Annotated in this window: 20 protein-coding genes; 10 read left to right on the forward strand and 10 right to left on the reverse strand. The window is 38.9% G+C overall.

Going from position 1 to position 23,499, the window contains the following annotated elements:
• Window positions 1-74: 74 nt before the first annotated feature.
• The 7 genes from MKL38_RS05980 (at window position 75) to blp2 (ending at window position 10,304) form a co-directional block, all read left to right on the forward strand.
• Window positions 75-1,454 (forward strand): amino acid permease, encoded by a 1,380-nt coding sequence (locus MKL38_RS05980; RefSeq protein ID WP_004643586.1) that lies wholly within the window; start codon window positions 75-77, stop codon window positions 1,452-1,454.
• 476 nt (window positions 1,455-1,930) lie between these two features.
• The gene (locus MKL38_RS05985; RefSeq protein WP_209831252.1) at window positions 1,931-2,962 is read left to right on the forward strand and encodes a substrate-binding domain-containing protein; all 1,032 of its coding nucleotides are present in this window, start codon (window positions 1,931-1,933) and stop codon (window positions 2,960-2,962) included.
• Between the two features lie 100 nt (window positions 2,963-3,062).
• Window positions 3,063-4,442, forward strand: a complete 1,380-nt coding sequence (gene pstC / locus MKL38_RS05990) for a phosphate ABC transporter permease subunit PstC (RefSeq protein ID WP_209831251.1) — start codon at window positions 3,063-3,065, stop codon at window positions 4,440-4,442.
• Window positions 4,439-5,836 (forward strand): phosphate ABC transporter permease PstA, encoded by a 1,398-nt coding sequence (pstA, locus tag MKL38_RS05995; protein ID WP_270902799.1) that lies wholly within the window; start codon window positions 4,439-4,441, stop codon window positions 5,834-5,836. Before pstC ends, pstA begins: the two co-directional genes overlap by 4 nt.
• A gap of 13 nt (window positions 5,837-5,849) precedes the next feature.
• The gene (gene pstB, locus MKL38_RS06000; RefSeq protein WP_003650451.1) at window positions 5,850-6,752 is read left to right on the forward strand and encodes a phosphate ABC transporter ATP-binding protein PstB; all 903 of its coding nucleotides are present in this window, start codon (window positions 5,850-5,852) and stop codon (window positions 6,750-6,752) included.
• 148 nt (window positions 6,753-6,900) lie between these two features.
• Window positions 6,901-7,863, forward strand: coding sequence for a protease SohB (gene sohB / locus MKL38_RS06005; protein WP_270902800.1), 963 nt, complete (start codon window positions 6,901-6,903; stop codon window positions 7,861-7,863).
• 254 nt (window positions 7,864-8,117) lie between these two features.
• Window positions 8,118-10,304, forward strand: coding sequence for an Ig-like repeat protein Blp2 (gene blp2, locus MKL38_RS06010; RefSeq protein WP_270902801.1), 2,187 nt, complete (start codon window positions 8,118-8,120; stop codon window positions 10,302-10,304).
• 41 nt (window positions 10,305-10,345) lie between these two features.
• Here blp2 and MKL38_RS06015 read toward each other — a convergent pair whose 3' ends face one another.
• From MKL38_RS06015 to MKL38_RS06055, 9 genes are all read right to left on the reverse strand, one after another.
• On the reverse strand, window positions 10,346-10,984 hold the full coding sequence (locus MKL38_RS06015; RefSeq protein ID WP_080027556.1) for a DUF2238 domain-containing protein: 639 nt from the start codon (window positions 10,982-10,984) through the stop codon (window positions 10,346-10,348).
• A gap of 81 nt (window positions 10,985-11,065) precedes the next feature.
• Window positions 11,066-12,454, reverse strand: coding sequence for an adenylosuccinate lyase (gene purB, locus MKL38_RS06020; protein ID WP_003650458.1), 1,389 nt, complete (start codon window positions 12,452-12,454; stop codon window positions 11,066-11,068).
• Between the two features lie 56 nt (window positions 12,455-12,510).
• On the reverse strand, window positions 12,511-13,242 hold the full coding sequence (gene hflD / locus MKL38_RS06025) for a high frequency lysogenization protein HflD (RefSeq protein WP_270902802.1): 732 nt from the start codon (window positions 13,240-13,242) through the stop codon (window positions 12,511-12,513).
• Between the two features lie 13 nt (window positions 13,243-13,255).
• On the reverse strand, window positions 13,256-14,389 hold the full coding sequence (mnmA, locus tag MKL38_RS06030; protein WP_270902803.1) for a tRNA 2-thiouridine(34) synthase MnmA: 1,134 nt from the start codon (window positions 14,387-14,389) through the stop codon (window positions 13,256-13,258).
• 4 nt (window positions 14,390-14,393) lie between these two features.
• Window positions 14,394-14,882 (reverse strand): NUDIX hydrolase, encoded by a 489-nt coding sequence (locus tag MKL38_RS06035; protein ID WP_003650461.1) that lies wholly within the window; start codon window positions 14,880-14,882, stop codon window positions 14,394-14,396.
• 145 nt (window positions 14,883-15,027) lie between these two features.
• The gene (locus tag MKL38_RS06040) at window positions 15,028-15,570 is read right to left on the reverse strand and encodes a gamma carbonic anhydrase family protein (protein ID WP_270902804.1); all 543 of its coding nucleotides are present in this window, start codon (window positions 15,568-15,570) and stop codon (window positions 15,028-15,030) included.
• A 90-nt stretch (window positions 15,571-15,660) separates the two neighbouring features.
• A complete protein-coding gene (gene dacC / locus MKL38_RS06045; RefSeq protein WP_003650463.1) occupies window positions 15,661-16,809 on the reverse strand; it encodes a D-alanyl-D-alanine carboxypeptidase PBP5/6 in 1,149 nt (382 codons plus the stop codon).
• A 126-nt stretch (window positions 16,810-16,935) separates the two neighbouring features.
• The gene (locus MKL38_RS06050) at window positions 16,936-17,358 is read right to left on the reverse strand and encodes an MCR_0457 family protein (RefSeq protein ID WP_270902805.1); all 423 of its coding nucleotides are present in this window, start codon (window positions 17,356-17,358) and stop codon (window positions 16,936-16,938) included.
• Window positions 17,359-17,511: 153 nt separating this feature from the next.
• Entirely contained in the window at window positions 17,512-17,883 is a 372-nt protein-coding gene (locus tag MKL38_RS06055; RefSeq protein ID WP_270902806.1) for an MCR_0457 family protein, read from the reverse strand.
• A gap of 101 nt (window positions 17,884-17,984) precedes the next feature.
• On the opposite strand from MKL38_RS06055, the gene surE reads away from it, so the two are divergent.
• From surE to MKL38_RS06070, 3 genes are all read left to right on the forward strand, one after another.
• Window positions 17,985-18,755 carry a 5'/3'-nucleotidase SurE gene (gene surE / locus MKL38_RS06060; protein WP_004643567.1) on the forward strand — a complete coding sequence of 257 codons (771 nt, stop codon included), beginning with the start codon at window positions 17,985-17,987 and terminating at the stop codon, window positions 18,753-18,755.
• A gap of 111 nt (window positions 18,756-18,866) precedes the next feature.
• Window positions 18,867-19,694, forward strand: coding sequence for a peptidoglycan DD-metalloendopeptidase family protein (locus tag MKL38_RS06065; RefSeq protein WP_017391904.1), 828 nt, complete (start codon window positions 18,867-18,869; stop codon window positions 19,692-19,694).
• A gap of 101 nt (window positions 19,695-19,795) precedes the next feature.
• On the forward strand, window positions 19,796-20,725 hold the full coding sequence (locus tag MKL38_RS06070) for a LysR family transcriptional regulator (RefSeq protein ID WP_003650468.1): 930 nt from the start codon (window positions 19,796-19,798) through the stop codon (window positions 20,723-20,725).
• Window positions 20,726-20,776: 51 nt separating this feature from the next.
• On the opposite strand, the gene MKL38_RS06075 is transcribed toward MKL38_RS06070, so the two are convergent.
• Window positions 20,777-23,395, reverse strand: a complete 2,619-nt coding sequence (locus MKL38_RS06075; protein ID WP_270902807.1) for a Lon protease family protein — start codon at window positions 23,393-23,395, stop codon at window positions 20,777-20,779.
• Between the last annotated feature and the right edge of the window lie 104 nt (window positions 23,396-23,499).

A 23,499-nucleotide genomic window follows, 5' to 3' on the forward strand; every position in this document is an offset into this window, starting at 1 on the left:
GTCGGTTTCTGGCCTTCGGATATGGTGCTGAATAAAGGTGTACAGGAAGTGACACCAACATTGGAGATAATGTTATGGATGCAAACAATAAGCACGAGTTAAAACAAGGCTTATCCAATCGGCATATTCAACTCATCGCACTCGGAGGGGCGATCGGAACAGGGTTATTCTTAGGTCTTTCTCAAACGATTAAACTGGCAGGTCCTTCAATTTTATTGGGATATGCAATTGCCGGAATTATCGCTTTCTTAATTATGCGTCATTTAGGTGAAATGGTTGTTGAAGAACCAGTAAGCGGTTCATTCAGTTATTTTGCCAATAAGTACTGGGGCAAAATGGCTGGTTTTATGTCTGGCTGGAATTACTGGGTGTTGTATGTACTGGTAAGCATGGCTGAACTCAGTGCAATTGGAACCTTCATTCAGTTCTGGTGGCCTGAAATTCCCACTTGGCTGACTGCTTTATTTTTCTTTATTTTAATTAACGGCATTAACTTGGTAAATGTCCGCTTTTTTGGGGAATCCGAATTCTTATTTTCCTGCATTAAGATTGTTGCAATTTTAAGCATGATTGGTTTTGGTACCTATCTCTTATTTACAGGTTCTGCTGGTCCGCAAGCAGGTATTGCAAATTTATGGCAACACGGTGGTTTCTTCCCGCACGGAATTCACGGTTTTGTCATGGCTTTGGCTGTCATTATGTTTGCATTTGGTGGCTTAGAATTAATTGGTATTGCTGCGGCTGAAACTAAAAAACCTGAAACGACTATTCCAAAAGCAGTGAACCAGATTGTTTACCGTATTTTAATTTTCTATATTGGTGCGATTGGAATTTTACTATGCCTTTATCCTTGGAATATGGTTGCAGAAGGCGGTAGCCCATTTGTAATGATTTTCCAGTCATTAAATAGTAATGGCGTTGCGAACGTTTTAAACTTTGTGGTCTTGATTGCTGCCATTTCAGTTTATAATAGCTGTATTTACTGTAATAGCCGTATGTTGCATGGTTTAGCAGAGCAGGGTAATGCCCCAGCTATCTTGAAGAAAGTAAACAGTCGTGGCATTCCAGTTCCAGCAGCAGTGGTATCTGCATCGATTACAGCAATATGTGTGGTCGTAAATTACCTAATTCCAGGTCAAGCTTTTCAGCTCTTTATGATGCTTGTTGTGGCTGCACTTGTCATTAACTGGCTTATGATTTCAGTGACTCATTTGAAATTCACTAAAGCAATGAAATTGCAAAAACGTCAAACCAAATTCCAAAGCATTCTTAGCCCATGGAGTAATTATTTAACCATTAGCTTTGTATGCTTTATTCTTATTATTATGGCAATGACGCCAGATATGAGACTTGCCGTTATTTTAGGTCCAATTTGGTTGGCTGTTTTAGCGCTTACGTATTTCTTAAAATATCGTAAAAAAATGGTTGCGATGCCAGAAGTACAATCGAGTTGATCGTTTAAATTGACAATAATATTGCGGTTACCTGACGTAAAACAGGTAACCCTTTATCTTTTGTCATATTATTTTCATGTTACAAAGAAATTATTATTTTTAGAAATATTTTAATAAAAACTTCCTTAATCAAAAAATATTTTAATCATTAAACTAAAGATAACTAAATTATCGTTTTTTAAAACATTTATAACACCTTTGTTTTTTATATTTTATAAATACAAAAATCTTATATTTTTAACGAGTGTAATAATACAGACTAATATACAAGGTAAAATATCTACTAGGATTGAATTAAATATTTGATAGTAGGCAAAAAATAATAATGTGACAATTAACAATATTGAAATCATTAAAGCGTCATCATACTGTAACTTAATTGTCATATTTTCTATTCACAATGCAGCTATCGAAGAGCGTACAAGCACTCAACAAAAAGTGACGTACAACCTATTGCATTAATGAGAGAGAACAGAATGCGCTTAAATCCACGTCAAATCGCAATTGCGTTAGCAGTAACTGGGGCAGCTGTAACAACGACTGCAAATGCAGCTCGTGATACGATTCAAATTGCTGGTTCTTCAACTGTACTACCATTTGCCAGCGTTGTAGCTGAAGAGTTTGGTAATACATTCCCTCAATTTAAAACTCCTGTAGTTGGTTCTGGCGGTTCTTCTGCTGGTTTGAAACAATTCTGTCAAGGCGTTGGCGATAACACAATCGACGTTGCAAACTCTTCTCGTAAAATTAAAAGTACTGAGATTGAAGCTTGTAACAAAGCTGGCGTAAAACAAATTCAAGAAATCAAAATTGGTTACGACGGTATTGTATTCGCGTCTAACTCAAACAAAGCAGCTTATAAATTAAAACCTTACCATGTGTTTGCTGCTTTAGCTGCACAGTTACCTTCAAAGGGTAAATTGGTTCCAAACCCATATACAAACTGGAACCAGATTGATAAATCTCTTCCAAATGAACCAATTACACTTGTAATTCCTGCGTCTAACCATGGTACTCGTGAAGTTTTCCAAGAGAAAATGGTTGAAGCTGGTTGCGAATCGTATGAATACTTCAAGAATCTAGATAAAGATGCTCAGAAGAAAGCATGTTCTACTTTCCGTAAAGATGGTCGTGTAATTGAAATTGCTGGTGACTACACAGAAACATTGGCTCGTTTAAAGACTTCTCCAAGTGCAGTAGGCGTGTTTGGTTTAAGTTTCTATGATATGAACCGTGACAAGTTACGTGTAGCGACAGTAAACAATGTTATTCCTTCTGAGAAAACAGTATTGAACGGTACATACCCTGTATCTCGTCCATTGTTCTTCTACGTGAAAGGCGAGCACTTAAAATCAGTTAAAGGCTTACCGCAATATGTAGAATATTTCGTAAGCAAAAAAGCAACAGGTAAAGGTTCTAAAGCTGAGCGTGATGGCTTAATCGCAATGTCTGATGCTGAACGTGCAAAAGTTTTGGCTGACTTTAAAGCAGGTAAAACTGTTAAATAAGTTAGTTTGAATGAGGGCTGGTGATCTCGAGAGTTCATCAGCCTTTTTGTCTAACTTGTTTTTTCCAAATTATGACAATTGAGAAAACAGTGGAGAGTACATGAATCTGCTACTTATCGGTGTGTTGTTAGCCCTTGTGGCAATCGCATATCAACTTGGGCTAAGAAAGAGCCGTAGCCTAGCAGGTAAGGGAAGCAACTCGGCGACGTTACATTCTCGTCCTGGTTATTATGGTGCACTGGTTGGACTTTGGTGCGGTATCCCTGCTTTTTTAATTCTGATCATTTGGAGCTTGGTTGAACCAAGTATTTTAAACCATATTATTTTTAATAATATTCCTGCGTCTATAAGTGCTTCACTTGATGAGGCTGGCAGAAGTGTACTGGTTGATCGTGTTCAATCCATTGCTTCAGGTTTTGGGGTAAGTGATAAACCGGCAGCCTATGAGTTAGCGGCTGCTCAACAGTTCGCAAAATTTCAAACCATTGGCTCTTTTGCCAAGTTTGCTGTTGTAGTTTGTGCAGCTTTATTAGGTTTAGTTTGGGCAAAGAAAAAAATTAATCAACAATATCGTGCGCGGAACCAAGTTGAACGTGCCATTAATGTTGCTTTGATTTTATGTTCTGGCGTTGCGATTTTAACAACCATCGGTATTGTGATGTCGATGTTTGGCGAAGCGATGCACTTCTTCCGTTTTGTAAGCCCACTTGATTTCTTCTTTGGGACAGAGTGGAACCCAGGCTTTAGTACCTCTGGTAATGCTGAAGGCAGTTATGGTTTGTTGCCATTACTTTGGGGCACACTCATGGTCAGCGGTATCGCCTTATTGGTTGCTGTACCTGTAGGACTCATGATTGCTATTTATTTAGCTGAATATGCTTCACCATGGTTACGTTCATGGGCAAAACCAACAATTGAAGTTTTAGCGGGTATTCCAACAATTGTTTATGGTGTTTTTGCCATGATGGTTATTGGACCATTTTTCAAGACAGCTGGTGCTTATGTAGGTCTTGAAATTAACGCGACCAGTGCTTTAACTGCTGGTTTCGTGATGGGGATTATGATTATCCCGTTTGTTTCTTCTTTATCAGACGACATTATTACCCAAGTACCTCGTGCATTACGTGACGGTTCTTTAGGACTTGGAGCAACTAAGTCTGAAACAATTCGTCAAGTCGTTTTACCCGCTGCGTTACCAGGTATTACGGGCGCCTTTTTATTAGCTGTCTCTCGTGCCGTAGGGGAAACCATGATCGTGGTTTTGGCCGCAGGGAACAGTCCACTTTTACATGCAAATCCATTTGAAGCTGTTTCGACAGTGACCGTTACGATCGTAAAACAGTTAACTGGTGATACTGACTTTGCCAGCCCACAAGCTTTGGTTGCATTCGCGTTAGGTCTAACACTATTTGTGATTACCTTATGTCTAAACATTGTTGCACTGTACATTGTGCGTAAATACCGTGAGCAATACGAATGAGTACATCAAATACATCGTCTCCTATGGATCAGAACGTATTTGATCCAAAAGTTGCTGCTGAATTAAGTGAACGACGTAAACAAGTCATCGAAAAATCTTTGGCTAAACGTCATCGTAAAGAAAAAGCTTTTCGTTATGCTGGGTTCTCGGCAGTCGTAATTGGACTTGCATTCGTTGCGCTATTGTTTAGCAGTATTTTGGCAAAAGGTTTACCTGCTTTTTGGCAAACGAGTATGAATGTTCCAATTTACTTTGATCCGAAAGTGATTGATGCAGGTCCGGTACCTGTTCGTGGGCAGGGGGAAACACCTGCACATTATCAAGAGCGTTATATCGACTGGCAAACCAAAATGGGTATGGTGGATTGGGATGGCATTATTGTAAATGGAATGATTGCCAAAGACCCTGCACTTGCTAGCCAGCGTGATTACTTAAGTAGTCTTTATGCAAGTTCAGAGGCTTATCGTTTACGTGATATGGTTTTTGCGGACCCATCACTCATTGGTAAAAAAGAAAATCTTAATTTCTTGGGCGATGCCAATGTCGATGTCTGGTTAAAAGGTAATATTGACCGTTCATTACCAGATGATCAGCAACAGCTTGATCCGGAAGTGCGTAAACTTGCAGATGAGCTAAAAGCAAAAGGTGTTCTTGAAAGTACATTTAATATGAACTTATTTAAGAACCCTGACTCTCGTAGTTCACCAGCAATTAGTGGTCTTGCAGGTGCATTCATGGGTTCATTATTCATGATGCTGATTGTGATCATTATTGCAATTCCGATTGGTGTTGCCAGCGCAATCTATCTTGAAGAATTTGCTCCAAAGAATTTTATTACAGACATTATTGAAGTCAACATCAATAACCTTGCTGCGGTTCCTTCAATTGTGTTTGGTTTACTCGGTGCAGCAATTTTTATTGGCTGGATGCATTTGCCTTTATCTGCTCCGTTAGTAGGTGGTTTAGTTTTAAGTTTGATGACATTACCAACAGTCATTATTACTACTCGTGCTTCATTAAAAGCAGTACCACCTTCTATTCGACAAGCTGCACTTGGTTTGGGAGCTTCTAAATTTCAGACCATTTTCCACCATGTTCTACCATTAGCGTTACCAGGCATTATGACTGGCGCAATTATTGGCGTTGCTCACGCACTTGGTGAAACAGCACCTTTACTTTTAATTGGAATGAGTGCATTCGTTGCAAGTATTCCAACAACTCCATTTGATCAAGCAACAGCTTTACCTGTCCAAGTTTATTTATGGCAAGGTAATGAGTTGCGTAACTTCTTCGAAGGCCGTACTGCCGCTGCGATTATCGTACTCCTTGCATTAATGATTGGTTTAAACAGTCTTGCAATTTGGTTACGTAAAAAGTTCGAAGTGCGTTGGTAATAGAGGATAAATGATGAATACTATTGATATTACGAATTCCTTAGAAAAGGATAAGTTAGTGAACACTGAACAATCTCAATTTACAGATAAATCGCAAAATCATGGCACTTCGTATGTTTCGCATTTTGAACCACATACTTCAAAAAAGCAGAACTCAACCGAAATCAAAATTAGTGCACAAGATGCCCATGTTTATTATGGTGATTTTGAAGCGATTAAGGGTATTGACCTTGATATTTACCAAAACGAAGTTATTGCTTTTATTGGACCGTCAGGTTGTGGTAAATCTACCTTTCTTCGTACGATAAACCGCATGAATGACACCATTGATGGTTGTCGTGTAACCGGTAAGATTACACTTGATAACCACAATATTTATGACCCAAACCTTGATGTCGTATTATTACGTGCTCAAGTTGGTATGGTGTTCCAGAAGCCAAATCCATTCCCTAAAACTATTTTTGATAACGTGGCTTATGGCCCTAAACTTCATGGTCTAGCACGTGATAAATATGATCTTGAAGAAATTGTTGAAAATAGCTTGCGTAAAGCGGGTTTATGGGACGAAGTGAAAGATCGTTTGAATCAACCGGGTACTGGTTTGTCAGGTGGTCAACAGCAACGTTTATGTATTGCACGTACGATTGCAGTAAGTCCAGAAGTCATTTTAATGGATGAGCCATGTTCTGCACTTGACCCAATTGCCACAGCAAAAATTGAAGAATTGATTTCTGAATTGTCGAATCAATATACAATTGTAATTGTGACTCACTCTATGCAACAAGCAGCACGTGTTTCAGATCGTACTGCCTATTTCCATTTAGGTGATTTGATTGAAGTCAACTCAACTGAAAAAGTCTTTACTCAACCTGACCATCAGTTGACGGAAGCCTATATTACTGGACGCTTCGGTTAATTAGTAATTGATATAAGAAAAAGAGCCATGCGCTCTTTTTTTTATTTTATAAATGAAAATGACTCTATTTTGCAAAATCGCTATTGAATTTTAATCAAAAGGACCACATCTTAAGGCTATAAAAGATAACTTATGAGCTTAGAATTTTATGTTATTCCATTTGCCTAAACTCCCTGCAGAAATACGTGTTAGTCATTTAAATGCACGTGTAAATGAACAGAGAAAAAAAATTGCACAAACTACTGCAAGCCGTTTAGAACTTTTACAATTGGCTCAACAACTTGCTAAAGAAGCTAAAATCCGCCGTAAAAATAATCAGAAAATCTTTGTGTTGGATTTTAAAGGTGATATTCAAGCTTCAGCAGTTGAAAACATACGAGAAGAAATTACTCTCATTTTAGCAACTGCTAAAGCAGGGCGTGACCGCGTTGTCGTTCGCCTTGAAAGCCCTGGAGGCATGGTACATGGTTATGGTCTAGCAGCAGCTCAATTGGTGCGCTTACGCGATGCAGGTTTCCATCTGACCATCTGTGTAGACAAAGTGGCAGCGAGTGGCGGCTATATGATGGCATGTATCGCAAATGAAATTATTACTGCACCTTTTGCTATTGTGGGTTCAATTGGTGTTGTTGCTCAAGTTCCAAACTTTAATCGCCTTTTAAAAGAACATAATGTTGACTTTGAGCTTTATACAGCAGGGCAATATAAGCGTACTGTGACTATGTTTGGCGAAAACACCCCCGAAGGTAAAGCAAAGTTCGAAGAAGAGCTTCAACAGACTCATGTGTTATTTAAGCACTTTGTAGAAAAGTATCGACCACAGCTTAATGTTGATAAAGTCGCTACAGGTGAACATTGGTATGGTGAAGATGCGCTTAATCTTAATCTTGTTGATAAATTACAAACATCTGATGAGTATCTATTAGCTTTATTAGCACAGCATGATGTCTATGTGATTAACACTCGTAAGAAAGCGACATTAGGTGAAAAGTTGGGTTTACAAGCGGCACAAATGGCAGATAGTTTGATTCCAGCTGTAATGAATAAAGTGATGGAAAACCTTGCAAAAGCAAATGCGACGCTTGTGCAGATGCGTGATCCAAAACTATAAGTTTTTGTGATTCATATTTTGATAAAAACCAGCTTAAAAAGCTGGTTTTTTATTGAATTAATAAATAAATCCAGCCTTTTAAATATCTTTAGCTTTTTAATAAAAAGTCAAAAATAATTATTGATAAATATACTTTTTGAATTGTGATAAACACATGGTTTTGCTATTTTAAACAGCAATAAAATAGCTTTTAGATGAATCATTTAAAAAGTTAAACATTTAAAAAATATAACTGAAACTCAGGGTAGGAAATAATGACAAGAATAATTGTGGCATCCAAAGAGGGTTTGGACGTTCTGCAAGATGGTCAGCTCAATAAGGTAGTATTAAGTAAACCTTCTATTATTCAAATTGGTGTAAGTCAAAAAGATATAGCATCGATGGAAAAGCAAGGGGGAAGTCTCGTCATCCATTTAAAAAATGGAGAGACCATTGTCTTAGATAATTTCTTTAAGGAAGCAACGAATACAACGGACCATTCACTTGTTTTTCCAACTGAACATGGAAAATTTGTTGAAGCCCAATTCGACGCACAAGGTAAGGTTATAGATTATACAGGTCTAAACCATGTCACAGATTTAGCCTATACAAGCACTAGCCAACCAGCTTCAACAATGGCAGTTGATGATTCCCCAACTTTTTCGATGGGTAACGTGCTAAAAGCAGGTTTGGCAGTTTTAGCTGCTGAAGGCTTATATCTTTGGGCTTTTGATAACGATGACAAAGATGATTCTTCAGGACCTGTAGATAACCTAGCTCCAGCTGCACCGACTGCCACTGTTGGCGATGATACTGTTACGGTAACAGGCAAAGCAGAAGCGAATGCAAAAATTTATCTTAAAGATGCTGCTGGAAATACGATAGCAACAGGTGTAGCAGATGCAAGCGGTAATTTTACCATTAAACTTGATAAACCTTTAGCAAATGGAAATAAATTAAATATTTTTGCTGAGGATGCTGCTGGAAATATCTCTAAACCAGGCGTTGTTACTGGTAGTAAAGACACAATAGCTCCAGATGCACCGCAAGTTCAGCTGAGCGATGATGGTTCATTGGTAACAGGTAAAGCTGAAGCGAATGCAAAAATTACTGTATATGATGCCGCTGATAAAGTATTAGGAACTGTAACTGCGAATAAAGATGGGATCTTTTCTTTAAAACTTACTCCGCCATTGACGAGTGAGGCTGGTGGTAAGGTGGTTGCAGAAGATGCGGCTGGCAATAAATCTGAGCCAAGTAAAATAATTGCAGGAAAGGATACCTTTGCTCCAGATGTGCCTTTAGTAGAAGTGAATAAAGAAGGCACAACAGTTGAAGGTAAAACTGAAGCTAATGCAAAGGTTCAAATTAAAGATGCTGATGGTAAGGTGATTGGAACTGGTACGGCAAATGCTCAAGGCGAGTTTCAAATCACGCTTTCTCCCGCATTAAAAGATGCACAGAAGGCTACTATTGTTGTTGAAGATGCAGCAGGAAATACTTCTAAACCTTTAGAAATTTCTCCAAATTATGACTCTATTGCACCTGATAAACCCGTTGCTCAAATTAATGCGGATGGTACAACAGTAACAGGCACAGCAGAAGCTAATGCAAAAATTGAAGTTAAAGATTTAAGCGGCAAGGTCATTGGCAGTGGAACCGCTGGTGCAGATGGGAAATTTACGATTTCTATTTCACCAGCCTTAACTGATAATAAACATGCCTCTGTATCAGCTATTGATAGTGCTGGAAATAAATCTGATGTTCTTGATATTATCGGTACTAAAGATACTACACCTCCTATTAAACCTGTCTTAAATAGTGTGGATGATGATGTAGGCGCTTTAAAAGGTGCGATTACAGCAGGTTCTGAAACTGATGATGCAAGACCAAAATTTACGGGATCAGGCGAGGCAAATGCCACACTCACTATTTATGATAATGGCGTTGCTATTGGAATTGTGACCGTAAGTAGTGGTAGATCGTGGACGTTTAGTCTTGATAAAGATTTAGCCCTTGGAAAGCATACGATTACTTTGACTCAGACAGATGCAGCAGGACTTACGAGTGAAGTCAGTTCGCCATTTACCTTTTATGTAGTCGCGCCAAAGACTGCGAGTTTAAGTGACGCAGTAGTTGATACTGCTCATACAGAAACTGTATCTGTTGCTGATAGTGTTGGGTTAAATACATTAAAGCTAGTACAAAGCACAACGAATGAAACGGATAGTGGCCAGCAAAAATCTGTGCAATTAGATGAGTTGTTAAAAAGTTCTTCATCTAATGATTCAGACCCGATCGCAAAAATTTTATCTGCAACAGAGTCTAAGCCAGTGGTGAATGAACAGAGTGATGTAAATAATACAGTTAGTGAAGTCACGACCAATCTAGATCATCTTCTACCAAATACAACTTCTTCAGTTTTACAAAATCTTTTAGATCAAACTTATCCAGTAGTCTGAAGAACCTTTAAAAAAAGCGCTCATTGAGCGCTTTTTTTTATTTATGAATTATTTATTTTAGGTTTTTTTATAAGAGCAGCAACTCCATAAATTATTGCCCCAATAGTTGCTAACAGCATATCTTTATGGGCATCCCACATGTCGCCTTGTTGACCATTATAATTCTCAGCTTCTTCTGGAGATAAACCAATTGCAATCGCCCATTCAATGAGTTCATAAAAAACGCTAGATGCCATCACGAACTGGATCACAAGTAAAAACAGAGTAAAAGGTCGTGCTGTAGGCAACCAAACTTGAAAAACTCGATAAATAAGAGGGTAGAGTAAAACACCATAGGCAAGATGAACTAAACGATCATACATATTACGGGACCACCCCATGTATTGATCTAGATTAAAATGAAACACCTGTTGAATCCAGTCATTGTAAGGAACATATGAATATAGGTAATGTGCACCGATAATGTGAATCAGTAAAAATAGTAAGTAGAGAGTAAAACTTAAAAAATCGAGACCAATCTTTTTAAAAATAATAAATAGTAGAACTAACATAAAAACAGTCCCCACCTGATGAAGTAAATAAGCTTCAAATTCAAGGGGGTGAATGCTTGATAGTAAGATGGCAATAAATATGAGGACTAGAGCAACATAGTGTTTAAGTTTGAATTGTTTTTCGATCATTTTATAAATAGGACTTTATTGTGCTTTATATCAGTGTAATAAAAAAGCGAAGCCGAAGCTTCGCTTTTTTTAACTTTTCAATTAGATTTTGCTAATTAAGTCATTGATCTGTTTTGCTTGTTCAGCAGCATTACCTGTGTAAGTTGCAGGAGTAAGCTCTGCTAAACGTGCACGCTCTTCGCTTGGCACTTGAAGAAGTTCCTCACCATTTACGAAATTAACCATCATGTCGCGAGTCATTGCTTGACCACGAGTTAATGCTTTTAACTTTTCATATGGTTTTTCAACGTTATAACGGCGCATAACAGTTTGGATTGGCTCTGCTAAAACTTCTTGAGCTTGGTCAAGATCTTCAAGTAAACGAGCTGCATTGAGCTCAAGTTTACCAACACCTTTTAAACACGCATCAAAAGCAATTAAACTTTGCGCAAAACCAACACCCATATTACGAAGTACAGTAGAGTCAGTTAAGTCACGCTGCCAGCGAGAAATTGGTAATTTTTCGCCTAAGTGCGCTAATACAGCATTCGCAATACCTAAGTTACCTTCAGAGTTTTCAAAGTCAATTGGGTTAACTTTGTGTGGCATAGTTGAAGAACCAACTTCACCATCTTTTAATCTTTGTTTGAAGTAACCTAAAGAGATGTAACCCCATACGTCACGGTTAAAGTCGATTAAAATCGTGTTGAAGCGACGTAGGGCATCAAACAACTCTGCCATGTAGTCATGTGGCTCGATTTGTGTTGTGTACGGGTTGAATGCTAAACCTAAAGATTCCACAAAAGCTTGAGCATGCGCAGCCCAGTCAACATCTGGATAAGCAGAAAGGTGAGCATTGTAGTTACCTACAGCGCCGTTGATTTTGCCGAGTAGCTCAACATTTTCAAATTGCTTGATTTGGCGAGCTAAACGGTATGCAACGTTTGCCATTTCTTTACCCAAAGTTGTTGGGCTTGCAGTTTGACCGTGTGTACGAGACAACATTGGTTGTTCAGCATGAGTCGTTGCTAAAGCAGAGATCGCATTTAAAATTTGCTTCATGCTTGATACTAAAACTTCGCGGCCGTTTTTAAGCATAAGCGCATGAGACAAGTTGTTAATGTCTTCTGATGTACAAGCAAAGTGAATGAACTCACCCGCATTTTGTAATTCAGTAATACCTGCAATTTTCTCTTTTAAGAAATACTCAACAGCTTTTACATCATGGTTCGTTGTGCGTTCAATTTCTTTAATGCGGTTAGCATCTTCTTCAGAAAAGTTGCTAACAATGGCATCTAAAGCTGCATTTGTTTCATTTGAAAAAGGAGCAACTTCAACAATTTCTGGACGGTTAGAAAGCGCTTGTAACCAACGCACTTCTACAGTGACACGAGCATGAATTAAACCAAACTCAGAAAGAAAAGGGCGTAGCGCATCACATTTGCTGGCATAACGTCCATCTAATGGTGATAGTGCGGTTAAAGCGTTCATAACGATTCCTTAATGTTGGAATAAAACATAAAACCAAAAATAATCTCTTTACAGCCTTAGATGACTTGGTACTGTAAACGAGCAAGTGCCTGAATATCCTGTAGCAATTTACGCTTGCTAAAAATCATGTTCCACGAACTACCACCGAGTTGTCGCCATAAATGGGCCATTTGCAAGCCAGTAAACAGACAAGCACGGATGCGGTTAGTATGGTTGGTATCTTTAAATGCTTCTGCATTACCACGAACGAGAATGCGAGGGTTAATCTGCCCAGCAGTATCGACATAAGTTTGAGCCAAATTGGCTAAAATGCTTGGGTGTAAATAGTTATTATCAAAAAAAGAAAGCTGTTTTAAAATCTTTTGCTGAGCTTTTTCAATGATTGCGACGTATTCTGGGTTGCCATAGACCTTCTTTTCTAATTGTAAAAGGGACATAGCGTATGACATCGGAAGCTTGGCAGTGCCCATTTTTGGAAGGCGAGATTTAGGCATATTTGTAAAAGGTTGGGTAATACAATTTTCGAGTGTTTTAAGCCCTAAAGAAATATCTGCCAACTGATTAAAAAAATCTAATGTTTGGACACCATTATTGACTGTAGGGCGAATATTTAAACTCGCTTTGATTAACAGCTCAAAATAGAAGTTACCACTTTCACCAATACTCTGCTGACCCGTTAGGGCTGTCATATGCGTGAGCTGGGTGGCCTGAAATACCCCAGCCAAGGCAAGGGCACGGTTTTGGCGAACATTCAAGGCTTGTGATTGTTGAAATGGTAACTCCACCATGCCATTCATTCCCTTAAATAAAATTTGGTGTAGGGGCATTTGTATGGTGAATGACACCCCCGCCTAAGCAAACTTCATCTGAATAAAATACAACGCTTTGACCCGGTGTAACAGCGCGCTGAGGTTCATCAAACTCAACTCGTACACCGTGTTCACTATTTTCATCATTAAAAACTGTACACGCCTGATCAGGTTGGCGATAGCGTGTTTTAGCTGTACAGCGTAAACCTTCAGCTGGAATATTCTGTTCGCCCGCCACCCAGTCAATTGACTCACTCCAAAGCTGTGTGCTTTGCATGAGTGGGTGTTCATGTCCCTGACCAATAACTAGGCGGTTATTGGCAATATCTTTGTGTAGTACGAACCATGCACCTTCAGCTGCACCTTTCAAACCACCTAGACCAATTCCGCCACGTTGACCGAGCGTATAGTACATCAGACCGTGATGTTCACCAACTTCTTTACCTGTATCAAGTACAATTTTTCCAGGTTGAGCGGGCAAATATTGTTTAAGGAAGTCATTAAATCGACGTTCGCCAATAAAACAGATCCCAGTAGAGTCTTTTTTCTTGGCTGTAGCAAGATCAAGCTCTTCAGCAATTCTGCGAACTTCTGGCTTTTCAATCTCACCCACTGGAAATAGGGTTTTGTTAATTTCTTTACCATGAACAGCATGTAAGAAATAAGTTTGGTCTTTGTTATTGTCTACACCACGTAATAATGGTGCGTATGCTTCGCCTTTCGAGTTATATGCAGTTTCACCACGGCGAGCATAATGACCAGTTGCGATAAAGTTTGCACCTAAAGTCATGGCATGATCTAAAAATGCACGGAACTTAATTTCTTTATTACATAAAATATCTGGGTTTGGCGTGCGTCCAGCTGCATATTCAGCTAAGAAAAGTTCAAATACGCGATCCCAATATTCCATGGCAAAGTTTGCTGTGTGTAGCTTAATCCCTATTTTATCGGCTACTGCTTGAGCATCGGCTAAATCTTCCATTGCTGTACAGTATTCCGTGCCGTCGTCTTCCTCCCAGTTCTTCATGAAAAGACCTTCAACTTGATATCCTTGTTGAAGTAAAAGTGCTGCAGAAACAGAAGAGTCTACACCACCAGACATACCGACGATGACACGTTGTTGCATAGGACTAGGCATCCAAATGAGAAGTTAATGAGGGAGAGAAAGGGTGCTCATAAATAAGCGATAGAGGATAATGGTGGCCTTTCATGGCATCTTCAACTGCTTTAAGTACGAGTGGACTACGAGCACGAGCAGATTCTTTGAGCTCATCTGGTGTCATCCACACAGCAGCTACGATATCTGTATCGAGTTGAGGATTGCTTTCAACCTGAGTCACATGTGCTAGAAAACAGAAGCGGTAATAGGTACGATCCGGAAACATGGGCGGGGTATAAGTATAAATACCGAGCAAGGCATCAATTTCAACATGATGACCCGTTTCTTCAAGTGTTTCACGAATGGCTGCTTGTGTTAATGACTCACCACATTCTACATGACCAGCAGGTTGGTTAAATACGGTGTGTACAAAACCTTCGCTATGTTCTTCTACAAAAAGATAGCGTCCGTCTTTTTCTACGACTGTAGCAACGGTGACATGAGGAGTCCATGCGGCCATAAAAAAGCACCATTATTTAAAAGACGTATAATACGAAATTTAGGGGTTTTTGGCTACGGTGATCTGCTAAACGATATGAGCAATATCTACAAAACCATATCGCTTAAAAAATCAGAATTTTATTACTAGCAGTTAATAAAGCTAATTAATCTTGGGCTGCTTTATGATTATTTTGTACTTTTACATAATGTCTTGCCGAATAAGGAAGGAACGCTAATTCTTTTTCGGTCAATGGGCGCACTTGCTGTACAGGGCTTCCTACATACAAATAACCACTTTTTAAGACTTTACGCGGTGGAACCAAACTTCCCGCGCCAATCATCACATCATCCTCAATAATCACGTCATCTAGAACAACGGTATTGATCCCGATTAAAACACGGTTACCGATGGTGCAGCCATGCAAGGTGACATGGTGGCCAACAGTCACATTTTCACCAATAATAAGAGGTGAACCATTAGGTTTCGCATCATTTTTGTGGCTAACATGCAACATACAATGGTCTTGTACGTTACTGTTTTTACCAATTTGAATACTATTTACGTCGCCGCGAATCACAGCAAAAGGCCAGACAGAAACATTTTCAGCTAAGCTCACTTCACCGACTACAACAGCCATGTCATCGATATAGCACGTTGTATCAACTTGAGGGCGGTGTTCAAGATAAGGACGGATGTTCTTTGCCATGAGAGGTATCAACATAAAATTTAGTCGAATTATAAAATAAAAAAGCACTCAGGCTAAATAGCATGAGTGCTTAATTTAACTATTCAAAAATTAGAATAAGTTGCTGAAGAATTGTTTAACATGGTCGATTAAGCGTGCAAAGAATCCTGCTTCTTCAACTGGCTTTAATGCAACTAATGGCTTTTCAGCAATTACTTTGCCGTCTAGGCTAGCAACGAGTTTACCCACAACTTGGCCTTTTTGAAGTGGCGCATTTAAGTTAGGTTGAACCACTAACTGAGTTTTAATGCCGTCAGCTTTACCTTTAGGCATAGTCACACTAAAGTTTTCAGCTAAACCCACTTGAACTTCATCTTCTTTACCAAACCAGACTTTCGCTTTTGCAAGAACCTGATTGGCTGGCTGAACATTTGCTGTTTCAAAGTTTGCAAAGCCCCAAGCCAATAAAGCACGTGTTTGGTCTGCACGTTCAGCCATACTTGGAGTACCAAAAATCACCGAAACTAAACGCATTGGACCGCGTTTACTTGAAGTAGTTAAGCAGTAACCAGCTTCATCTGTGTGGCCTGTTTTTAAACCATCTACACTTGGGTCTGTGTAAAGCAAGGCATTACGGTTGCCTTGTTTAATACCATTAAAGGTAAATTCTTTTTCAGAGTAGATTGGGTAATATTTTGAGCTATCTTTAATAATATGCTGCGCTAAAACTGCCATATCTTTTGCAGTTGAATAGTGGCCTTCAGCTGGCATACCAGTCGAGTTAACAAACTGGGTATTTACCATGCCGATACGTTTTGCTTCCTGATTCATCATGTGAGCAAAAGTGCCTTCATTTCCGGCAATATGTTCAGCCATTGCTTTTGATGCATCATTACCTGACTGGATAATAATACCGCGAAGCATTTCTAGAACAGTTGCTGTACCATTTAAAGGGACATACATACATGATTCAGAGCTACTTCCTTTACACCATGCAGACTCGTTCATACGAACCTGCTCATTTTCAGTCAGATCACCTTTTAATAATTTTTGTTCAATGATGTAACTAGTCATCATTTTTGTCATAGAAGCAGGTGCAAGCTTTTCGTTTTCATTTTTAGAAGCAAGAATTTGTCCTGTCTCGTAATCCATTAATACATAAGACTTATTATTTAATTCTGGCGGAGCTGATAAGACAGTTGCTGCATAAGAAAAGCTTGGCAAGAGGAGTAGTGCAGCAATAGCGCTTTTTCGAGTCATTCTATGTAATTCCAATATCTTGTATGAAGCAGAAGAGCCTAGCATTTTAGGATAAAGCAAAGCCGACTTCTATGGGGGAAGTCGGCTTTTTCAAACAGTATTGTAACTCAAGAGTTTTTTGCTAATTTAGTTTTGCGATTGATATGCTTTCACGTCTTGGCAAACTAAAGTGTTTTGGTCATCGCCTGCTGCTTTCGCATCTTGACGTGCTTCTTTTAAGTATTTTTTGAAGCCTTTGTCTTTGCTACGTTTTTCTAACGCAGAGACAGCATCAGTTTCATTTGGTAGATAGTCTTTAACTAAACGTTCGTAACCTTGAGCAAAATCAGCATCTTTTTTGCCAATAAGATCTGGGCAAATTTCAGAAAGTACTTGAATCGCAGCTAATTCTTCAGGGGTTATACCTTGTTGTGGAGTGACTTCAACAACATTTTCATTTTCGGTTTTCTTTTCAGTTGTTTTCTTCTTATTAGCAGCAAAACCAACTGTTGCCATGCTCATAAGTAAAACCAAAGAGAGCGATTGAACTAAGCTTTTCTTCATAAACATCGATAACCCGAAATAAAAATTTTAAATATCTCGATAGCTTAACCAATTTGTAGATTAAGAAAATGGAAAAAATGTATTGTTATGTTGGTTTTCTGCTTAATGCCAAACAGAAAACCAAAAATTAATAAATCTCTATTCTAAAAAGATTAAGACCTATTCCTTATAATTAACCATCTCTTCACAGAGCTCATGTTGTTCATGATGGTTCATTTGTTTTGCAGCCTGACGTGCTTCATTTAATAAAGTTTTAAATTCTGTGTCATTTTGCAGATTTGCTAAGGACATTGATTTATTTGAATAACCGTTTAGATACATCGCAATAATTTTTTGAGTATTTGACTCAAGTTTTTTATTTGTTCCCACGAAAGCTGGGCAGATTTCCTGCAAAACTTGCGTTGCGGCAATGTCATCTTTAATTAAGCTATCAGCCTCTTGTGTTGAAATATCCTCATCTGCAAAAACTGCTTGCGTACACAATGTGATACTGATCCCCAATACTTGAAAAAAAGGAGCGAAAGTTTTCATTTTTTCACAATTTTATAATGCTATGGAGGCATAAATATATATAATTCAACAAATAATTCAATTGTGAAAACCTTTAGGTTTATTTGTCGAGAAAGATTTTAGTGAATATTTTAATTGCGAATGATGACGGTGTTTTTGCGCCAGGTATACAGGCTTTAGCTGAAGCATTAAGACCACTTGGACGCGTGGTTGTAGTTGCACCAGAAAGCGAAAGAAGTGGTTTTTCAAGTGCATTAACATTAGATAGACCATTACGCCCAATTCAAATTGCCGAAGATGTTTGGGCAGTGAATGGTACGCCAGCAGATTGTGTTTATTTATCAATGAATGGTTTGTTCGATTTTGAATTTGACTTGGTCGTGAGTGGAATCAATAGCGGAGCAAACTTAGGTGATGATGTTTTATATTCTGGAACAGTAGGCGCAGCGTTTGAAGGCCGTTTAATGAAGCAACCCGCAATTGCTGTGTCTTTAGCTGGTTCTGATGTACGCGCTTATAACAATAAAGAAGATTATGCTCAGGCTGCTCAGTGGGTTCATGATTTTATTGCAAGTGGACTGCCATCTTTGCCTCCAAGACATATCTTGAATATTAATATTCCAGACGTACCACAATTAAAAGGAGCACAAATTACTTATCAGGGACGCCGTGCCCAATCTAAGCCAATTACGAGTCATGTCGACCCACGAGGACGTCAAGTTTATTGGATTGGACTAGCAGGTGAGGCTGTTACAGATCCACAGCGTGATCTAAGCCAGATTCAGTCTGACTTTTTTGCAGTGGCCAATGGATATGTAAGTGTTACCCCGATTCAGATGGACGCAACAAATTATGCTGTTTTAGAAGACCTACAGCTAAGTTTGAGTCAATAATTTGCCTCGAATGTTATAACTTTGTGAATAAAGAAAAAGAGGAACGTGTTTCCTCTTACTTTTTTGGTACTCTTAGCCGAAATGATTTGTAGCATTTAGTGAGGGAGATCAATGCATTTAATTGGGCAACAAAGCAGAGTGAATATCCAAAAAGACAAAATAATGAAAATTATGCTGTTGTCTGTAGCTGTAGGTTTTACTGTGGCTATGGCAGGATGTGCTTCTAAACCGCAAATTAATAATAGTTCTCGCTATGCAATGGCTCCTAACTATTACACAGTTCGTTCAGGTGATACTTTAAGTGGTATCGCAATGCGTTATGGTCTGGACTATGTCAGCATTGCCGAAATGAATGATATTCCCGCACCATATCGTATTTATGTCAATCAATCGTTGCGTTTGAAGAAAGGTTCTTCGCCAAGAACAGTTTCTACGCAAGTCATGGCGCAACCTGAACAAATTAAGCGTCAAACCATTGCTTTACCAACAACACAGCCTGTTACTCCAGTAACTCAGCCAGCAACTAGCGTACCATCAACAAATACGACAGTAGCTTCGGTTGCACCAAATTCGAGCTTACGTTGGATAAAACCGACCAATGGGCCAGTGATTCAAGGGTTTAATTTGGCAAATAATGTCAAGGGAATCCGTTATGGTGGAAATCAGGGTGATCCTATTTATGCCGCAGCTGATGGTCAAGTTGTGTATGCAGCAGATGGCTTAAAAGAATACGGAAATCTGGTTTTAATTAAGCATATTGACGGTTACATCAGTGCGTATGCCCACAATAGCAAGATGTTTGTGAAAAGCGGTGATAATATAACTGCTGGGCAAAAAATTGCCGAAATGGGGTCTACTGGAGCGTCTCAGGTCATGCTCGAGTTCCAGATTCGTTTGGATGGAAAACCGATTAATCCTATAAATCTTTTACCAAAATAGCTAATGCAAAAAACTTAGGTTTCCTCGTATAATGTAATTGGTTGCTTTCATTACAACAATAAGCATTTTTTATAAATTTAAAATTAGATTTGAGGAAACCTATGTTAGATCAGCTTCGTGCGATGGGTGTTTTTGCTTGTGTGGTCGAAAAAAGTTCATTTAGTGGTGCGGCACGTGAATTAGGGATTACAACAAGTGCGGTGAGCCAACAGATTCGTTCCCTTGAGAATGAAATGGATGTAATTTTATTACATCGCTCCACTCGTAAACTTAGTTTAACAGAAGCCGGACAGGCTTTTTTTTCAAGCTGTCAAGAGATGTTGGCGGCTGCTGAAAGGGGAAAAATCAGAATTAATGAATTGAGGGATGATTTAATCGGAGATTTGCGTATTGCAACGACTCCTGATTTAGCAGTTCAACACCTCATTCCTGCATTATCTCACTGGATGTCAGCTCATCGCGGTTTATCTGTGCATTTCGAAGTTGGGCATCGTTATATCGATTTAATTGAAGAGCGAATTGATATCGCAGTACGCATGAGTTCCACTCCGGTAGAAGAGAGTAGCTCTATCATTCCGATGGCTTTTGTAGATCAAATTTTGGTAGCTTCTCCCAGTTATCTGAACCAATCTAGTCCAATTGTGCATCCTAATGATTTAAGAGATCATGAATTGTTGTCGATTAATGTCATGAATGACTCGCGCCATTTCAATTTTCAACATGTAAAAACAGGTGAAACGCTTAATATTGAAATGCAAAGCCGTTTGCAGAGCAATAATTTACAAGTTGCAAAAGCGTTATGTCAGCAAGGACATGGTATTGCACGAATTTTATATTTGGATGCTCAGAAAGAATTAAAAAATGGTTCTTTGATTGAACTCATGCCAGATTGGAAATTACCAGCTTTTACATTGTATGCAGAAGTTGCCAAGCATGATCAACAACCAATGAAAATTCAACGTTGTGTTGAAGCACTTAAACAATATTTTAGCCAGTTAGCAGGAGGGCGAGCGATTCAGATCGTCCGTTAATTTTGCAAGTCTAAAAGTAAAAAGGGCCTGTATTTTACAGGCCCTTTTTTATTACTTCTGTTTTAATGCGGCAACTTCTTCTGCATTTTCTTGTGGCAGATCGTTAGCAGTAAGTTCTTCATGCTTCTTAATTTTTTTCTTATTTTTCTTTTTCTTTTTTGGCTCTTCTTCAATTTCAGCACCATCCTCAATGGCTTGCCAATATTCAAGTTGTTCCATTACTGCTGCATAAATTGAATTTTTGCTGTACTTACCCTTTTTATCGAGTGCACCGACTGGACGAGCCATTAAGATTTCAAGTGCCTGATCAATCGTATCAATTGCATGAATATGGAATTGACCGCTGCGAACAGCATCAATAACATCCTGACGTATCATTAAATGCTGCATGTTTTGACGAGGAATAATGACACCTTGCTTACCTGTGAAGCCTTGTAATTTACATGCATCATAAAAGCCTTCAATTTTTGCATTGACGCCACCAATTGGCTGGACTTGTCCTAATTGGTTCATAGAGCCAGTAATTGCCCATGATTGATCAATTGGTATTTGGCTAATCGCAGAAATCAATGCTGAAAGCTCAGCAACAGTGGCACTATCGCCATCGACTTGACCATAGCTCTGTTCAAATGCAAGCGCAGCGGAGAAATGTAAAATTTGTTCACGGCCAAAGTGAGCTTTCAAGAAGCTAGACATGAGCAACACGCCTTTGGCATGCAGTGAACCACCAAGTTCTACACTACGTTCAATATCAAGAATATCACCACCACCTTGATAAACAGACGCTGTCAAACGTGAAGGCAAACCAAACTCAACATCCGCATAATGAATAACGGAAAGGGCATTGATCTGACCTAAACGGTATCCCGATGTTTCGATTAATTGTGTACCACGTGAAAGATCTTGCCAGTAAAGCTCTCTTAAATAGCCCAAACGGTATTGTCGATGTTGTAGAGCTAAATTGATATGCTGTTCAGTGACGATCTTGTCTTCGGCTTTAAACGCATGGTGGTGCGCTTCCCGAATGAGGTCACCTAGAGTAGACGCATGTAATGATAACGAGCTTTGATCTTCTGCTTGGCGGCTAGAATCAGTTAATAAAGCTGCTAAAGCGCTACGATCAAATGGTAGTAATTTATCGGCTTGTACATAGTCAGCAATCAACTGCATATAAGCCTGTTCATTCGTTTCATTACGTTGCAGAGTATCGGTAAAATCTGCACGAATTTTAAAGACGCTGCCAAGTTCTGGTTCAATCTCTAAAATTTCATAATAAATTTCAGGCTCAGCCATTAAGATCACTTTAATATCGAGCGGAATTGCAGCAGGTTCAATCGAAATGCTGCCAGTTAAAGTCAGCATGTGTTCAAGTGAAGACAATTTAAGCTGCCCAGATTTAAGCGCGCGTTTTAAACCTTGCCAAGCATATGGTTGTTCTAGTAACTGTTCAGCTTCAAGCATTAAAAAGCCGCCATTGGCTTGATGCAAAGAACCCGGACGAATTAAGGTGAAATCTGTGATAATTGTGCCGTTATGGGTAAGCTGTTCAACGTGACCAAGTAAATTATAGTGCGTTGGAAAGTCTTCAAAAATAACAGGAGCACCGCTATTTGGTTTATTAGCCACAATAACATTAGCTTGATAACGTGCAGGAACACGGTTGAACATTGATGGAGCATAATCATCTTCATCTTGTTCTAAAATCAATTCAACATTATCAATAATATCTTGAGCATATTGTTTTAAGTAATCTTCGAGACCTTTAACCTGACCATATTTATTTAAAATAAGATCCATTCTTGGCATAACGACTTGCGTTGCAATATCTCGATTTAACACAGACACTTTGTCACGTGCGTCATCTTCTAAATCACCTAAATGTAGACCAAGGCGATCCAGCTTTTTATCCATATAGCGAATATTGGCCGCAATTTCAGCACGTTGTTTACTATTTAAAGCATCAATATCATTTTGGGTAAGTTCTTGAACTTGATCATCTTTAACTTGTACAGGTACAAAACCATGTTTCTCATTACGAGAAATGAGTTTTAAGTCGAGTTCTTCACCTTCTTTGGTCAGTTCAACAAGCGCTTGCTGTTGCACATCGCCTGTTTCCTGACGGATGCGCTCAATACGGTTATGATAAGTCTCTGCACTAAAACGGCGTTCAAGTTGTTTTAAAATTATTTGCCAAGTTTGTTCATGTGCCTGTTGAAACTTAGTCCCTTGACCTGCTGGGAAACGTAGGGCAATAGGTTGACGTGCTTGTTTGAAATTATAGACATACACCCAGTCATCAGGCGTTGGCATTGTTTTGGCGTGCTGCTGTAACAAACGTTTGATCATGGTACGTTTGCCTAAACCAGCAGTTCCTACGGCAAAAATATTATAGCCTGAGTAGGGTAAAGAAATTCCCGCCTCTACAGATGCTTTGGCACGATCTTGACCCAAAAAGTTATTAAGCGGTTTGATGCGTTTGGTTGAAGCTGGAATTTTTTCAAAATCTGGGATATGTGTAAGTTGTTCAGGTTTTAAAACTGTCTTGTCTAAGGTCATTTTTATATCAGGTTGCTCAAAAGCTGAAGGAAATGCATTTACTGTGACGTTTGTGGTGGTTGTTTTAGCGAGTGATAAAGTTGAAATAGTCACTTGATCAAGTTTTTGTGTCACTGTTGATATCCAGCAAAAGAAAACGAAGGTTGAAGGCTAAAGGTATACAGGTTTAGCATAAAATATCAAGCAAACTTGCGGTTTTTATCGCCAAATCCAAAATG

Source organism: Acinetobacter sp. AOR14_HL (genome assembly GCF_027855175.1).
GTDB lineage: Bacteria > Pseudomonadota > Gammaproteobacteria > Pseudomonadales > Moraxellaceae > Acinetobacter > Acinetobacter calcoaceticus.

What these genes read in the sequence shown, in the direction of transcription:
- MKL38_RS05980 (WP_004643586.1), top strand. Translation starts at nt 75, where the DNA reads ATGGATGCAAACAATAAGCACGAGTTAAAACAAGGCTTATCCAATCGG.
- MKL38_RS05985 (WP_209831252.1), top strand. Translation starts at nt 1,931, where the DNA reads ATGCGCTTAAATCCACGTCAAATCGCAATTGCGTTAGCAGTAACTGGG.
- pstC (WP_209831251.1), top strand. Translation starts at nt 3,063, where the DNA reads ATGAATCTGCTACTTATCGGTGTGTTGTTAGCCCTTGTGGCAATCGCA.
- pstA (WP_270902799.1), top strand. Translation starts at nt 4,439, where the DNA reads ATGAGTACATCAAATACATCGTCTCCTATGGATCAGAACGTATTTGAT.
- pstB (WP_003650451.1), top strand. Translation starts at nt 5,850, where the DNA reads ATGAATACTATTGATATTACGAATTCCTTAGAAAAGGATAAGTTAGTG.
- sohB (WP_270902800.1), top strand. Translation starts at nt 6,901, where the DNA reads ATGTTATTCCATTTGCCTAAACTCCCTGCAGAAATACGTGTTAGTCAT.
- blp2 (WP_270902801.1), top strand. Translation starts at nt 8,118, where the DNA reads ATGACAAGAATAATTGTGGCATCCAAAGAGGGTTTGGACGTTCTGCAA.
- MKL38_RS06015 (WP_080027556.1), bottom strand. Translation starts at nt 10,984, where the DNA reads ATGATCGAAAAACAATTCAAACTTAAACACTATGTTGCTCTAGTCCTC.
- purB (WP_003650458.1), bottom strand. Translation starts at nt 12,454, where the DNA reads ATGAACGCTTTAACCGCACTATCACCATTAGATGGACGTTATGCCAGC.
- hflD (WP_270902802.1), bottom strand. Translation starts at nt 13,242, where the DNA reads ATGGTGGAGTTACCATTTCAACAATCACAAGCCTTGAATGTTCGCCAA.
- mnmA (WP_270902803.1), bottom strand. Translation starts at nt 14,389, where the DNA reads ATGCAACAACGTGTCATCGTCGGTATGTCTGGTGGTGTAGACTCTTCT.
- MKL38_RS06035 (WP_003650461.1), bottom strand. Translation starts at nt 14,882, where the DNA reads ATGGCCGCATGGACTCCTCATGTCACCGTTGCTACAGTCGTAGAAAAA.
- MKL38_RS06040 (WP_270902804.1), bottom strand. Translation starts at nt 15,570, where the DNA reads ATGGCAAAGAACATCCGTCCTTATCTTGAACACCGCCCTCAAGTTGAT.
- dacC (WP_003650463.1), bottom strand. Translation starts at nt 16,809, where the DNA reads ATGACTCGAAAAAGCGCTATTGCTGCACTACTCCTCTTGCCAAGCTTT.
- MKL38_RS06050 (WP_270902805.1), bottom strand. Translation starts at nt 17,358, where the DNA reads ATGTTTATGAAGAAAAGCTTAGTTCAATCGCTCTCTTTGGTTTTACTT.
- MKL38_RS06055 (WP_270902806.1), bottom strand. Translation starts at nt 17,883, where the DNA reads ATGAAAACTTTCGCTCCTTTTTTTCAAGTATTGGGGATCAGTATCACA.
- MKL38_RS06065 (WP_017391904.1), top strand. Translation starts at nt 18,867, where the DNA reads ATGCATTTAATTGGGCAACAAAGCAGAGTGAATATCCAAAAAGACAAA.
- MKL38_RS06070 (WP_003650468.1), top strand. Translation starts at nt 19,796, where the DNA reads ATGTTAGATCAGCTTCGTGCGATGGGTGTTTTTGCTTGTGTGGTCGAA.